The 14,101-nt window shown below is 69.9% G+C and carries 10 protein-coding genes; 4 read left to right on the top strand and 6 right to left on the bottom strand.

From position 1 onward, the window contains the following. Nucleotides 1–240: 240 nt before the first annotated feature. The 3 genes from OG984_RS01340 to OG984_RS01330 all read left to right on the top strand — a co-directional run bounded on the left by OG984_RS01340 (nucleotide 241) and on the right by OG984_RS01330 (nucleotide 3,168). Nucleotides 241–1,125, top strand: a complete 885-nt coding sequence (locus tag OG984_RS01340; RefSeq protein ID WP_328529883.1) for a hypothetical protein — start codon at nucleotides 241–243, stop codon at nucleotides 1,123–1,125. A gap of 610 nt (nucleotides 1,126–1,735) precedes the next feature. After that, entirely contained in the window at nucleotides 1,736–2,623 is an 888-nt protein-coding gene (locus OG984_RS01335) for a bile acid:sodium symporter family protein (RefSeq protein ID WP_328529882.1), read from the top strand. A gap of 53 nt (nucleotides 2,624–2,676) precedes the next feature. Then, entirely contained in the window at nucleotides 2,677–3,168 is a 492-nt protein-coding gene (locus tag OG984_RS01330; RefSeq protein ID WP_328529881.1) for a hypothetical protein, read from the top strand. A 48-nt stretch (nucleotides 3,169–3,216) separates the two neighbouring features. Here the strand turns inward: OG984_RS01330 and OG984_RS01325 are convergent, their stop codons facing one another. The 4 genes from OG984_RS01325 to gabT all read right to left on the bottom strand — a co-directional run bounded on the left by OG984_RS01325 (nucleotide 3,217) and on the right by gabT (nucleotide 11,126). Beyond that, nucleotides 3,217–4,482, bottom strand: a complete 1,266-nt coding sequence (locus tag OG984_RS01325) for a prolyl oligopeptidase family serine peptidase (RefSeq protein WP_328529880.1) — start codon at nucleotides 4,480–4,482, stop codon at nucleotides 3,217–3,219. 222 nt (nucleotides 4,483–4,704) lie between these two features. Further along, on the bottom strand, nucleotides 4,705–8,157 hold the full coding sequence (locus tag OG984_RS01320; protein WP_328529879.1) for an indolepyruvate ferredoxin oxidoreductase family protein: 3,453 nt from the start codon (nucleotides 8,155–8,157) through the stop codon (nucleotides 4,705–4,707). A gap of 165 nt (nucleotides 8,158–8,322) precedes the next feature. Then, the gene (locus tag OG984_RS01315; RefSeq protein WP_328529878.1) at nucleotides 8,323–9,792 is read right to left on the bottom strand and encodes an NAD-dependent succinate-semialdehyde dehydrogenase; all 1,470 of its coding nucleotides are present in this window, start codon (nucleotides 9,790–9,792) and stop codon (nucleotides 8,323–8,325) included. Next, a complete protein-coding gene (gene gabT, locus OG984_RS01310; RefSeq protein WP_328529877.1) occupies nucleotides 9,789–11,126 on the bottom strand; it encodes a 4-aminobutyrate--2-oxoglutarate transaminase in 1,338 nt (445 codons plus the stop codon). Before gabT ends, OG984_RS01315 begins: the two co-directional genes overlap by 4 nt. A 71-nt stretch (nucleotides 11,127–11,197) precedes the next feature. Between gabT and OG984_RS01305 the strand changes: the two genes are divergently transcribed. Continuing rightward, nucleotides 11,198–12,088 (top strand): LysR family transcriptional regulator, encoded by an 891-nt coding sequence (locus OG984_RS01305; RefSeq protein ID WP_328532305.1) that lies wholly within the window; start codon nucleotides 11,198–11,200, stop codon nucleotides 12,086–12,088. On the opposite strand, the gene OG984_RS01300 is transcribed toward OG984_RS01305, so the two are convergent. Then, nucleotides 12,061–12,657 (bottom strand): adenylate kinase, encoded by a 597-nt coding sequence (locus OG984_RS01300; protein ID WP_328529876.1) that lies wholly within the window; start codon nucleotides 12,655–12,657, stop codon nucleotides 12,061–12,063. The genes OG984_RS01305 and OG984_RS01300 overlap by 28 nt on opposite strands. A gap of 85 nt (nucleotides 12,658–12,742) precedes the next feature. After that, complete coding sequence (locus OG984_RS01295; RefSeq protein ID WP_328529875.1) at nucleotides 12,743–14,101, bottom strand: flavin monoamine oxidase family protein; 1,359 nt, start codon at nucleotides 14,099–14,101, stop codon at nucleotides 12,743–12,745.

Below are 14,101 nucleotides of genomic sequence, written 5' to 3'. Positions count from 1 at the left end.
GGATATGTCGTCCAGCGGTGGCGTGATCCTGGTGCAACGCCACAGGGCGCAAGCCCGGCGACTCATCATTGACCGGTACACCGAACGCATCTGCGAAGCAGCACAGAGGATCAGCCGCTATGCGTTGGCGTGCTTCCTTGTCTGCAATTCTCGGAACATCTGGCCCATTCCAATGAACTTGCAGAGCTCTTCATTCATTTGACTCACATTGACCTTCGGGTCGGCGTAGCGTCATGACCTATGTCCGAGGAAACCTGGCATGAAGCACGCTTGATCCCGACCTCTGGAATCAGCGGCACGGAAGAACAAGAAAGACGAGCCACCTCCGCGGTCCTGGCAGTGATGAGCGTCGTGAAGGAGTTCGGAAAGGCCTTAGTTGGCCATCTCGGCGCACCAGCCGGACAGATCGAAACTTACATCGAGGTCCCATTCATGATTGGCGACAAACGCTGCTATCCAGATGGCCTCATTCGCGCAACCCGTGGAACGAAGTCTTGGACGGCACTGGTTGAAGTGAAGACAGGCAAGAACGAACTCCAACCAGAGCAATTGGAGAGCTACCTCGATATCGCGCGGGACGAGGGTTTCGATGCACTGATTACGATCAGCAACGAGATCCCGGGCATTGCTGGCCAACATCCCACCAAGGTGGACAAGCGCAAGCTGAAGAAAGTCGCGCTTCACCATTGGTCATGGTCCTACGTCCTCTCGACAGCCGTGATGCAGAAGGAACACCGAGGAGTTTCCGATCCCGAGCAGGCGTGGATACTGGGCGAGCTGATCCGGTACCTCGAGCACCCTCGCTCCGGAGCCATGGAGCTCGAGGACATGGGGGCGAACTGGGTCGCAGTTCGGGACGCAGTAATTGCCGGCACCCTTCGTGCATCTGACAAGAGCGCACCGGAGGTCGCGGCTCGGTTCGACGCGCTGCTTCAGTACGTCAGCCTTCGGCTCGGCCAGAAGCTCGGCACCGATGTGCTCCCGATCCTGACCAGAAAGGAGCAGGCAGATCCCGTCACTCCGCGCACAAGCGGTCCTCACGCGAATGGTCAACGGAGCCGAGCTCGCTGGATCAATCCGTATTCCGAACGCAGTTGGCCCGATCAACATTCTTGCCGATCTTAGAGCAGGGCGAGTCACTTGCTTCATCGACCTCGACGCACCTCGCGAAGGTCGCCCGACGACGCGGATCAACTGGATTGCCCGGCAACTCAAGCATGCTCCAGACTCAACGCGAGTCGAGTCGTTCGTCGCCAACTCCCGAGGCACGGGGGCGGCGGAGCTCCTAGGAAAGGTCCGGGAAGAACCGACCTGCCTCATCACAGATCCGAAGAAGGAGATCAGAACCTTCCGCGTTGCATTGTCAGCACCGATGGGCACCAAGCGCGGGCGTGGCCGCGGAGCTTTCATTGACTCGGTGATCGACCTCTTGGACACCTTCTACGGCGACGTTGTCCAGCACCTCAAAGCATGGTCGCCGGCAGCACCGAAGCTTCGCGAGCCAGCCCCGGTGCCAGATGAACGACCCGCGCTGACCTCGACGGCGATCTCCTCGCAAGACGGGCCCGAGACGGCCGCACCATCCGAGTCGCCCGTGCCCATGCCGTAACCAAAGACTTCATGGGTCGAGACGATTGTCCGGATATGGCTGTAGTCCGGGCCCTCGGCATGGTCCACTGTGACGCACGTCTCCTTGGCCGATCGCGGCGGCCGTCCCGCACATCGGAGGAACACAGTGAATGACTCGGCCCTGCTCTCGGTCGGCCTCCCCATCGCCCTGGCCATCATCATGTTCGGCCTGGGCCTGAGCCTGACGCCCGGCGACTTCCGCCGCGTCGTACGCACGCCGCGAGCCGTCGTGGTCGCGCTCACCCTTCAGATCCTGGTCCTGCCGCTGATCGCGTTCGGACTCGTGGTGGTCGCGGACGTGGACCCGCTGATCGCCGTCGGGGTCATGCTGCTGGCGGCCTCACCTGGTGGGACGACGGCGAACCTGTTCAGCCATCTGTTCCGCGGCGACGTCGCCCTCAACGTGACCCTCACGGCCGTCAACTCGGTGCTCGCGGCCGTCTCGATCCCGCTGATCACGAACGCGGCGATCGGCTACTTCGGCGCCGGAGACACGCTGGGGCTGCAGTTCGGCAAGGTCGTCCAGGTCATCGCGATCGTGCTGGTCCCGGTCGGGATCGGGATGCTGGTGCGGCAGCGGTCCGCCACCTTCGCCGCCCGAGCGGACCGTCCGGTCCGGATCTTCTCGATCGTGGTGCTGGTCATGGTCTCGGTCGGCGCGATCCTCGGTGAACGGGAGAACATCGCCGACTACCTCCGCGAGATCGGCGTGGTCGTGACATTGTTCTGCTGCGCGAGCCTCTCCCTGGGCTACCTCGGCGCGCGGGTGCTCCGGCTCAGCCAGGAGCAGGCGATCGCCACCTCGATGGAGGTGGGGATCCACAACACCACCATCGCCCTCACGATCGCGCTCAGCGTGCTCGACAACACGACCGTGGCCATCCCGGCCGCGGTCTACAGCATCGTGATGTACGTCCTCGCGACCGCCTTCGGCTTCCTGATCACCCGCTCGCGAGTGACCCGGCCGGCCGAGCCTCATGACGTCACGACCTGACGATCCCGCGTCCGCTAGGTTGCGTGTCGTCACCTGTCGATGAGGAGTCTCAGATGCCCACACCCGTCCTGCGCTCGGTTCAGATGCTGGCACTCGCCTTCATGAGCATGATCGTGGTGCTGGGGTTGGTCGTCTACCTCAGCGTCCCCGACGCCGACCTGGCACTGCCCTCGACGTACGTCATCGGCGGTCAGGTCGTGGCCGGGGTCGTCGTCGGCCTGATCCTGTCGACGATCGGGTTCCGGGTCGCCCCGATCACCCCGGGCACGGACCCGGAGAAGGCGAAGGGCGAGGCGCTGCAGAGGCACCAGATGTCGGTGATCCTCCGGCTCGTGCTCAGCGAGCTGGTCGCGCTCGTCTCTCTCGCCCTCGCGTTCGTCCTCACCGAGGGCCAGGTGATGACGTACGTCATCGGCGGGGTCATCTCGCTGGCACTGATGGCCTTGTTCGCCTACCCATCGGCCGGCAACATCCGCCGCGTGGAGGCCAGCCTCGACAGCGCAGGAGCGCAGTCGAGGCTGGCAGACACGTTCGGCGTGCTCTAGACGTCAGGTCGATCCCCTCGGCGGCGAGCTCGCCCGGGACACCGCCGGTCACCGCTTCGTCGTCGCCATCCACTCCCAGATGCTCCGGCCGTCGTGGCTCGGGTCGTTGCGCGCGACGTAGATCCACGACCAGTGGCCGGGGAAGGTGTTGCCGTCCCAGGTCACCCCGTCGTAGAGGCTCATGATCGAGCCGTCGATCCGCTCGTGGGCGTAGACGGTGTTCGCCTGCGGGTCCAGCGTGGTGTCGTCGGCTGAGGCGACCAACCAGGTCGGGGTTGTCATCGCCTCGAGCTCGGCGTCGGAGATGAAGTAGGTGCTCGACCCGTCGCGCGCGCCGATGCCACAGCAGATCGGCGTCGAGGTCGCGAACACCTCCGGATGCTCGGCGACCATCTTCAGCGACATGTAGCCACCGTTGGAGCAGCCGACCACGTGGATCCGTCGCCGGTCGATCCGGCGGGTGGCGACGACCTCCTCGATCGCTTCCATGACGAGCGGTGCGAATCGGTCACCGTCCAGCATCCAGGCGGACGTCGACTGCGGCGCGAGCACGTACGCTCCGCCGAAGTGAGACTGCGCCTCCGGTGTGGCGAACCCGAGCGCACCCCGGTTGGCACGCAGCTGTGTCTCGTTGTCGTAGTAGTCGTAGCCGTCGGTGAGCAGGCCGCCCTCACCGCCACCGTGCAGCCAGACGACGAGCGCCGCACCTTCGGGGCCGCCGGCCCCGGCAGGCGAGAACAACCGGTAGTTCAGGCCCGACGCGGTCGCGTGATGGCCGAACGCGTCGACTTCTGGGTCGGACAGCCGGCCCTGCCGGAAGGAGTCGATCACGATCCGACCACTTCCCCGGACGCCCTGCAGAGGCTCGACCTGGGTGACCGTGTAGTCGAGGTCCAGGAGGACGTTCCGCAAGTACGCCCCCATATAGCTCAGCGTGCCCCCGCCGGCGACGCCCCAGCCGTGCTCGAGCTCCAGGGTGACCTCGTCGCGGCGGGACCATCCTGCAGCTCTGACCACCCGGTCCTGCTCGTAGGCGATCTCGCCGGTCAGCGGGTTGGTGGCCGCGACGTGCACCGCGAACGTGTTCGCCGTGAGCGACGACCGCTCGGCACGGGCCAAGGCTGCCGACGAGATCCGCAGCGACGTCACCTGCTCTCCGCCGTCGAGCACCTCGGCGACCGGCGTCACCCATGCCCCGCCCCCGGCGCTCGAGGCGTTCACGGCGGCCCTGGCCGCGGGCGTGCCCAGCAGTGCCGAGGCCCCGGCTGCGGCACCGGAGACGAGAACGGAACGGCGGGTGATCGAGGTGCGCATAGGAGCTCCTTCGGCAGTGACCGGCCATGCGGTGTGAACGACATCACATCGGCACTGGACGCTAGTGACCTGCCGATGTGAACGTCAACATTTTCGTGCCGGTCAGGGGTCCGCGCGTCTCCTTCGGCAGGGCTGCGTCTCGGCCGGCAACATCCCCCGGACAGACGCCAGCCTCGACAGCGCCGGAGCGCGGTCGAGGCTGGCAGAGACGTTCGGCGTGCTCTAGACCGTCAGGTCGATCCCCTCGGCGGCGAGCGCCTCGCGGTAGGCCTCGACGTTGCGCATCTTCACGTTCTCGTAGCCCCGCACCATGTCCGGGAGCTCCGCGAGGCGGACGGCCCGGGCGTACGACTCCTCGGTGAGGTCCGCGGCCAGGCCGGTGACGAGCTCGGTGTAGTGCGCGAGGAGGGCGCGCTCGGTGCGGCGTACGTGGGCACGACCGAACGGGTCGAGGGCCGTGCCACGGAGGAACTTCATGGTCGCCAGGAGGCGGAGCATGAAGTGGGAGCGCGGGCCGAAGGTCATCTTGCGACCCTTCAGGAACGCCCCGAACACCGGCGGGGAGAGCTTGAAGCTGATCGTGCCCTGGACCTCGGCACGGACGCCGTCGAGGGCGGCCGGAGCGGTGAGCAGCCGGGCGACCTCGTACTCGTCCTTGTAGGCGGTGAGCTTGAACAGGTAGCGGGCGACCGCCTCGGAGAAGCGGGTGTCCTCGGTCACCGTGCGCTCGGCGTTCCAGATCCGGTCGACGACCTCGACGTAGTCGCGGGCGGTCTGCTGGTTCTGGAAGGCGACCAGCTTCGGGGCGCGGAACTCCGCGAGGCGGCGGACCTCACCGTCGAACTCGGCCTCGTCGAGGGCGGGGACGGCGATCTCCTCGACCGGAGCGGTGGCCGTTCCGGTGACCTTGGCGAACTCCTCCGGCGCGGCGACCGAGGCACGGCCCCAGCGGAACGCGGCGACGTTGGCGCTGACCGCGACACCGTTGATGCCGATGGCCTCCTCGATGGCCTCGGCCGGGATCGGGAGGGCGCCGGCCTGGTAGGCGGCGCCGACCAGCAGGAAGTTGGCCGCGGCGGTGTTGCCGAAGAGGGCGTCGGCGGCCGAGAGCGCGTCGAAGGCGCGCAGCGAGGACGTCGCGCCGTTCACCCGGGTGAGCAGCTCGTCGTCGGCCGGGTAGGCGATGTCCTTGTCGTAGACCATCGGGCCTGTCGGCGTCTTCGACGTCGACACGACCGCGCGGGTGCGTGACGGGTCGCCATAGGCGAGGTTCTTGCCCTCGGCGAGGGTGAGCAGGTCGAAGCCGAGCAGCGCGTCGGCCGAGCCCGGAGTGACCCGGTTGGAGGGATCGATCGCGCCCGGACCGAACCGCAGGTGGCCGGTCACCGGACCCGCCTTCTGGCTCATCCCGACCTGGTCGAGCGACTCGACGCCGTAGCCGGCGCGGAGCGCCGCGGTCGCCAGCACCTGGTTGACGGTGACGATGCCGGTGCCGCCGATGCCGGCCATGAAGACGCCGTAGGTGCGGTCGAGCTCGGCGTAGCCCGGGTCCGCGACCGTCGGCGGCTCCGGCGTCTTCTTCTTCGCGGTCTTGACCTTCGGGTCGGTCTCGACGGCCATGAACGAGGGGCACTCGCCCTCGACGCAGGTGTAGTCGGTGTTGCAGGAGGTCTGGTCGATGCGGGTCTTGCGGCCCAGCTCGGTCTCGACCGGCTGGACGGAGAGGCAGTTGGACTTCACGCCGCAGTCGCCGCAGCCCTCGCAGACGGCCTCGTTGATCACGATCCGGGTGTTGCGGGGCTCGAGCTTGCCGCGCTTGCGCTGGCGGCGCGCGTCGGCGGCACAGTGCTGGTCGTAGATCAGCACGGTCACCCCGGAGATCTCGCGCAGCTCGCGCTGGGCCTCGTCGAGGCGGTCGCGGTGCCAGAGGCGTACGCCTGCGGGGAAGTGAGCACGACGGTAGCGCTTCGGCTCGTCGGCGACCACGATGATCGCCTTGACGCCCTCGTTCATCAGCTTGTGGGTCAGCTGGGCCATCTCGACCTCGCCCTGGCGCTTCTGGGCACCGGTCATCGCGACGACGTCGTTGTGGAGCAGCTTGTAGGTGATGTTGACCCCCGCCGCGACGCACGCCTGGATGGCGAGCTGCGCGGAGTGGAAGAACGTGCCGTCACCGACGTTCTGGAAGGTGTGGCCGGCGTGGCTGTAGGGCGCCTGTCCGATCCACTGCGAGCCCTCGCCACCCATCTGGGTGATGCCGACGACCGCGCTGTCCTCGCGCTGCGAGGCGGTGACCAGGGTGTGGCAGCCGATGCCGCCGCCGCCCAGGCTCCCCTCCGGGAGCGCGGTGGAGCGGTTGTGCGGGCAGCCGGAGCAGAAGTACGGCGTGCGCGAGGTCGACAGCAGCGGCAGGTCGATCCGGGCCGGGCCGGCGGGCTTGAGGTCGGCGTACCCCTTCAGCGCACGGCGCAGCGGCGCGAGCAGGCGACCGGCGGTCAGCTCGCCGTCGAGCGGCACCAGCGGGACACCGGCGCGGTCCTTCTTGCCGATGATGACGGCGGCGGTGGGCTCGCCGTAGAGGATCTCGCGGATGCCCTGCTCGATGAAGGAGGTCTTGTCCTCGACGACGACGATCTCGTCGAGCCCCTCGGCGAAGGTCTCCACGATGGTCGGCTCGACCGGCCACATCATGCCCAGCCGCAGCACCCGGATGCCGGCGGCCATCAGCTCGTCGTGGCCGAGGCCGAGGTCCTTCAGACCCTGGCGCATCGAGTCGTAGCAGGAGCCGGAGGCGACGATGCCGATCTTGGCGTCGGGTGCCTTGACCTCGATCCGGTTGAGGTGGTTCTCCGCGGCGTACGCCTTGACGACGTTCATCCGGGGGCCGTAGAGCTTGGCCTCGGCGCCGACGATCCGGTCGGGGAAGAGCTCGATCTTGGTCGGCTCGTAGGTGTAGGGGACGCCGTCCCACTGCGTCTTCGGCATGACCGGGTCGAGGACGCCGATCTCCGGGTTGACCACCCAGGCGCCGTCGGCGACGTCGGCCACGATCTTGAGCGCGACGACACAGCCGGAGGCACGGGAGAGGGCGATGCCCTCCATCCCGTACTCGACGATCTCGGAAGCGTTGCGCGGGAACAGCACCGGGATGCCGAGGCTCGCCAGGGTCCGCTCGCTCACCGCAGGCACGGTCGAGGACTTCGCGGCCGGGTCGTCGCCGACCAGCATCAGCATGCCGCCGCTGGGGTGGGCCCCGTACATGTTGGCGTGGCGCATCGCGTCCAGCGCCCGGTCGACGCCGGGACCCTTGCCGTACCAGACGCCGGTGACGCCGTCGTAGCGCTCGGTGTCGAGGGTGACCGCGGACTGCGAGCCCCACACGGCGGTGGCGGCGAGCTCCTCGTTGAGGCCGGGAACGACGGTGATGTCGGCGTCGGCCATCTCCTTCGGCAGCCCCAGCAGGAGCTGGTCGAGACCGCCGAGCGGGCTGCCCGGGTAACCGGAGATGAAGGTGCCGGTCCGCAGGCCGCGGCGCTGGTCCAGTGCTCGCTGCTCGACGAGCATCCGCGCGATCGCCTGGATCCCGGTCAGCAGTACGGGGCCGGCCCCGACGCGGTAGCGGTCTGCCAGGTCGTAGGCCTCGAACGATGTCCCAGGCTCGAACACTGCGGTCATAGGGTGACTCCTCAATCTGCCGGGCGGCACTGGTGGTCCGTCTGGAGTGTTTGCCGGGACCGCCGGGGTGAGGCTGTCCCGAGGAACCACCCGCAGGGTGTGCGGGTGGCCTGGGTCACATCATCATGGATGGTGCCTACGTGATGCCAATCACCAGCGGCACCGTCACCAGGCGACGCTGAGGTACTGCGTCTCGAGATACTCCTCCAAACCGGCCCGAGCCCCCTCGCGCCCGATGCCGCTCTGCTTCACGCCACCGAACGGCGCCGACGGGTCGGAGACGAGGCCGCGGTTGACCCCGACCATCCCGGCGTCGATCCGCTCCGCCACGTGCAGCGCCTCGCCCAGCTCACCGTAGACGTACGCCGCCAGGCCGAACTCGGTGTCGTTGACGGCCGCCAGCAGCTCCTCGGTGTCGTTCCAGACCACGATCGGGGCCACCGGTCCGAAGATCTCCTCGCGCAGCAGCGGGGAGTCGGCAGGTACGCCGGTGAGGACCGTCGGCGCGTAGAAGTAGCCCTCCGAGGCGGGCACCTCGGCGCGGTGGGCGATCACGGCCCCTGCCGCCACGGCGGCGTCGACCAGGCCGGTGACGGTGGCGTACGCCTTCGCGGAGATGAGCGGGCCGATGTCGCTGCCCTGATCGGCGGGACCGACCTTCAGCGCCTCGACGGCGGCACCGAGACGCTTGGTGAACTCCGAAGCGACGTCGGCGTGGACGTAGAGCCGGTTGGCGGCGGTGCAGGCCTGTCCCCCGTTGCGGAACTTGGCGACCATGGCGCCCTCGACCGCGGCCTCGACATCCGCGGAGGACGTCACCACGAACGGCGCGTTGCCGCCGAGCTCCATCGAGGTGTTCACGACGCGGTCGGCGGCCTGGCGGAGCAGGACGCGGCCGACGCCGGTCGAGCCGGTGAAGGAGATCTTGCGGACCCGCGGGTCGGCGAGCCAGGTGCTGACGATGCCGGCGGCGTCCTGGCCGGGGACGACGTTGACGACGCCGTCGGGCACGCCCGCCTCGGCCATCAGCCGGGCGACCGCGAGCGCCGTCAGCGGCGTCTCGGAAGCCGGCTTGAGCACGACCGTGCAGCCTGCCGCGAGGGCGGGGGCGATCTTGCGGGTGGCCATCGCGGCCGGGAAGTTCCACGGCGTCACGAGCGCGGCCACGCCGACCGGCTTGTGGGTGACGATGGTGCGGGTGCCGCCGGCCGGCGAGGGACCGAAGTCGCCGTGCGGGCGGACGGCCTCCTCGGCGTACCAGCGGAAGAACTCGGCGGCGTAGCCGACCTCGCCGCGGGCGTCGGTGAGGGACTTGCCGTTCTCGAGCGCGATCAGGGCGGCCAGCTCGTCGGCGTCGCGCAGCATCAGGTCGCGTACGCGGCCGAGGAGGTCGCTGCGGGTGCGGGGCGGCAGCGCCGACCACGCGGGGAGCGCCGCGGCGGCCGCGTCGACGGCGGCCGTCGCGTCCTCGGTGGTGCCGTCGGCGACGTCGGCGACGTGCTCGCGGGTCGCGGGGTTCTCGACCGCGAAGACGCCGGCCGCGCCCGGACGCCACCGGCCGCCGACCAGCACGCCGCTGCCGGGCTCGAGGGCGTCGAGGTAGCCGGTCTTCACAGGCTCGGTGCTCGTGGTCACTTGGTCTCCTCCAGTGCGGTCGTGAGTACGTCCAGGGCGTCGTCGAGCAGCTCGTCGGAGATGCTCAGCGGCGGCAGGAAGCGGATGACGTTGCCCCAGGTGCCGCAGGTCAGGGTGATGACGCCCTGGCTGTGGGCGTAGGCGGCGACCGCCTTGGCGACCGCGCCGTCGGGGTCGCCGGTGGCCGGGTCGACGAACTCGGCGGCGATCATCGCTCCCCGGCCACGTACGTCACCGATGCGCGGGTCGTTCTTCTGCAGGTCGCGGAGTCTGCCCAGCAGGCGCGTCTCGATCTGGCGGGCCCGGGTGAGCAGGTCCTCGGCCTCGATGGTCTCGATCACGGCGAGCGCGGCGGCGCAGGCCAGCGGGTTGCCGCCGTAGGTGCCGCCCAGGCCGCCGGGGTGGACGGCGTCCATGACATCGGCGCGACCGGTCACCGCGGAGAGCGGCAGGCCGCCGGCGATGCCCTTGGCACTGACCACGAGGTCGGGGACGACGCCGTCGTGCTCGACGGCGAACCAGGTGCCGGTGCGGCCGAAGCCGGACTGCACCTCGTCGGCCACGAAGATCACGTCGTTGGCGCGGCACCACTCCGCCAGCGCGGCGAGGAAGCCGGGGGCCGGGACGATGAAGCCGCCCTCGCCCTGGACCGGCTCGATCACGACGGCCGCGAGGTTCTCGGCCCCGACCTGCGTCTCGATCAGGGAGGTCGCCCGGGCCGCGGCGAGCTTGCCGTCGATCTCGTCGGCGTCGCGGAACGGGTAGGACATCGGGGCCCGGTAGACCTCGCCGGCGAACGGCCCGAAGCCGTGCTTGTAGGGCATGTTCTTCGCGGTCATGGCCATGGTGAGGTTGGTGCGCCCGTGGTAGGCGTGGTCGAAGACCACGACGGCGTCCTTGCCGGTGAACGAGCGGGCGATCTTGACCGCGTTCTCGATGGCCTCGGAGCCGGAGTTGAACAGCGCGGTGCGCTTGTCGTGGTCGCCGGGGGTGAGCCGGGCGAGCTGCTCGGCGACGGCCACGTAGCCCTCGTAGGGCGTGACCATGAAGCAGGTGTGGGTGAAGGCGGCGACCTGCTCCGAGACCGCGTCGACGACCCGGGCGGCGCTGGAGCCGACGGTGGTCACCGCGATGCCGGAGCCGAGGTCGATGAAGCGATTGCCGTCGACGTCCTCGACGATCCCGCCTGCCGCGCGGGCGGCGAAGACGGGCATGGTGGTGGCCACGCCCTGGCTCACGGCCGCGACCTTGCGGGCCATGAGCTCCTGGGAGCGCGGGCCGGGCAGGGGCGTACGCAGGAGGCGGGACTGTTCGAGGGTGGAGAGCTCGGTCATGGGTTCAGCATGAGCCTCCGCGACACATGTCGTCCAAGACCTTTTGACTACTAGAATCATGTCTCGTGAGCATGGATCTGCGCCTGCTGCGCTACTTCGTCGCCACTGCCGACGCGGGCTCCGCGACCCGCGCCGCCGAGGTGCTGCACGTGACCCAGCCGGTCCTGTCCCGACAGCTGCGCCAGCTCGAGGCCGGCCTGGGCGTGCCGCTGTTCGCCCGGGAGGGGCGACGGCTGCGGCTCACCCGCACGGCCGAGGACCTCCTCCCCCGCGCCCGCGACCTGCTCGCGCACGCGGACGACCTCGAACGAGCCGTCGGCGTGCTCGCCTCCGGGCGGCTCGACGAGCTGCATCTCGCGGTCCCGTCCACGACGCTCACCGACGTGCTCGCGCCGTTCCTGGCGACCCTGGGACCCGACGACCCGGTCGCGATGGTCCGTGAGATCGACCCGCGCGGCGCGGCTGCCGCCGTCCGGGCCGGCGCAGACCTGGCGATCGTCACCCGGCCGCCGGGCCGGTCCCTGGCCTCCCACGCCCTCGCCGTGCTGCCGGTGTGGGCCTACGTCCGGCCCGACGACCCGTGGGCGGCGCGAGGCGCCGTGGACGTACGCGATCTGGTGACCCGACCGCTCGTGCTGCTCACCGAGGACCTGCGGCCCCGGCCCTTGCTGGACGCAGCGACCGAGGACGCCGCCGTGGGCTACGGCGACGTCCTCGAGGTGTCCAACGCCCAGGTCGCGCAGGCGCTCGCTGCGTCGGGCCGCGGGGTCGCGGTCGTCTCCGACGACCCGCGCTTCGGGCTCGTGCCGCTGCACATCGAGGCGCCGGCCGGGCGTGTCCGGATCAGGCTGTACGCGGCCTGGGACCCCCAGCACCATGCCGCCGAGGCCATCGCCGCCCTGGCCGAGCGCCTCTCGGCCTTCTGCGTCGAGCGCTACGGCGCCGAGGTCGCCGTCCGCTGAGCGGCCGCCGACGTCAGCACGGTCAGGATCCGCTCGGTGACCTCGTGGACCTGGCCGAGGCCGTCCACCCGTGCGAGCAGGTCGCGCTCGGCGTAGTGGTCGGCGAGCGGACCGGTCTCGGCGGCGTACACCTCGAGCCGCCGGCGGACCACCGACTCGGTGTCGTCGGCGCGACCCTGCTCCTGGGACCGGGCGAGCAGGCGGCCGACCAGCTCGTCGGTGTCGGCCTCGAGCAGCACCACCGCGTCGAGTCCGACGCCGACGCGGTCCAGGATCGCGTCGAGCTCGGCCACCTGCTGCGGCGTGCGCGGGTAGCCGTCGAGGAGGAAACCGTCGGCGCAGTCACCGCCGGCGAGCCGGTCGGCGACCATGGCGTTGGTGATCTCGTCCGGCACGTACTCGCCCGCGTCCATGTAGGCCTGTGCCGCCACCCCCAACGCGGTCTGCTCGGCGACGTTGGCCCGGAAGATGTCGCCGGTCGAGATCGCCGGTACGGCGAAGCGTTCGGCGATGACGGCAGCCTGGGTGCCCTTGCCGGCACCGGGCGGTCCCATGAGGAGGAGGCGCATACGGGGGTGGACCTTTCTCGAGGTTGGCGCGCTCATCCCCACGATGAGCGCGCCCGGTGTGACGCTAGGCCCGGCCCCGCTGCGATCACGTTGCAACCGTGAGGATGCGTCCCGCGATCTCGTCCCCGACACGTACGGCCCCGTCGACGTGCTGGAAGCCGTGACCGGCGACGTCGCTGCTGCCGAACTCGATCGGCCCGAGCGGCTCGCGCAGCACGGCGCCCCAGCGCGTCAGCCCGCCGAGGTCGAAGCTCGTCCCGTACGCACCGCCGGTCAGCTCCTGGTGCTGCCAGTCACTCTCGACGTAGGTGAGCGGCTGCAGCGCGGCGTCCCCGAAGTAGGACGCCAGCGACTCCAGCACGCGGCGACGCCGCTCCTCCTCGGAGAGCCGGCCGACGGCGTCGGCGCGCTCGTCGGAGACGAAGCCGACCAGGGTGCCCCTCGGCTCGCCCTCGGGGGTGTTGTCGTAGACCTCATGGACCAGCTGCCACGGCGCGAAGCCGGTGCCGCTGAGGCCGTCGGCACGCCAGAAGGGCGTGGCGTACTGCGCCTGGACCTTGATCACCAGACCGAAGGACTGGTGCTCGCGGGCGATCCGGTGCTCGGCGGGGAGCTCCGGGCTGAACCGGATCCGCTTGACCAGGGTCGGCGGGACCGCGAGGACCAGCCGGCGCGCGGCGTGGATCTCGGTGCCGACGTGGACGACGGCACCGTCCTCGTCCCACTCGATGTGCGTGACGTCCTGGCCGAGCCGGACCCGGTCTCCCAGCCGCTCCGCGAGGGCGAGCGGGACCCGCTGCAGGCCACCGACGACCCGGCGGTCCAGGATCACGTCGGCGTCGACCAGGTTGCTGAAGGACCCCGCGCTGGCGGCCATCTGCACCGCCTGGAGCGCGGAGAACGAGTGCGCGGGCTTCGTCAGCATCGCCGGCCCGATGTAGAGGGCGATGTTGTCGATGGCGACCGGGTCGTCGCACTGCTGCTCGAGCCAGGCACGGAAGGAGACGCTGTCGAGGTGGTCGGCGTCGTCGAGCTCCCACGGCCGGGCCGGGTCCATCGCGCCGGCCAGCGCGTCGAGCGTCTTGGTCAGCTGCGCGATCGCGGCCGAGGTGGACTCCCCGACCGGGAGCTCGTCACCGAAGCGGTGTGCGACACCAGTGCTGTCGACGTAGAGGGACTCCCCCTCGCGGAAGCGCGGGTAGGTCGGCAGCTCGAGCTCGTCGAGGATCCCGAGCAGGGCGTCCTGGTCCGGCGAGACCCACTGGCCGCCGATCTCGAAGTCGGCCTCGGCTCCGGGGGCGCCGTGCGCCTCGGTGCGCAGGCGGCCGCCGACGCGGTCGCGCGCCTCCAGGACGAGCACGTCCTGGCCCGCCTGGGCCAGTCGCCAGGCCGCGGTCAGGCCGGTCACGCCGGCGCCGACCACGATCACGTCGTGGGTGGTCAT

The sequence above is a fragment of the Nocardioides sp. NBC_00368 genome, assembly GCF_036090055.1.
Lineage (GTDB): Bacteria > Actinomycetota > Actinomycetes > Propionibacteriales > Nocardioidaceae > Nocardioides.
The sequence above is the reverse complement of the archived record's forward strand: the minus strand, read 5'-3'. Positions and strand labels throughout refer to the sequence as shown.

Bases quoted from the DNA above. Each gene is read 5' to 3' on its own strand.
- OG984_RS01340 (WP_328529883.1), top strand. From the start codon at position 241: ATGTCCGAGGAAACCTGGCATGAAGCACGCTTGATCCCGACCTCTGGA.
- OG984_RS01330 (WP_328529881.1), top strand. From the start codon at position 2,677: ATGCCCACACCCGTCCTGCGCTCGGTTCAGATGCTGGCACTCGCCTTC.
- OG984_RS01325 (WP_328529880.1), bottom strand. From the start codon at position 4,482: ATGCGCACCTCGATCACCCGCCGTTCCGTTCTCGTCTCCGGTGCCGCA.
- OG984_RS01320 (WP_328529879.1), bottom strand. From the start codon at position 8,157: ATGACCGCAGTGTTCGAGCCTGGGACATCGTTCGAGGCCTACGACCTG.
- gabT (WP_328529877.1), bottom strand. From the start codon at position 11,126: ATGACCGAGCTCTCCACCCTCGAACAGTCCCGCCTCCTGCGTACGCCC.
- OG984_RS01305 (WP_328532305.1), top strand. From the start codon at position 11,198: ATGGATCTGCGCCTGCTGCGCTACTTCGTCGCCACTGCCGACGCGGGC.
- OG984_RS01300 (WP_328529876.1), bottom strand. From the start codon at position 12,657: ATGCGCCTCCTCCTCATGGGACCGCCCGGTGCCGGCAAGGGCACCCAG.
- OG984_RS01295 (WP_328529875.1), bottom strand. From the start codon at position 14,101: ATGACCACCCACGACGTGATCGTGGTCGGCGCCGGCGTGACCGGCCTG.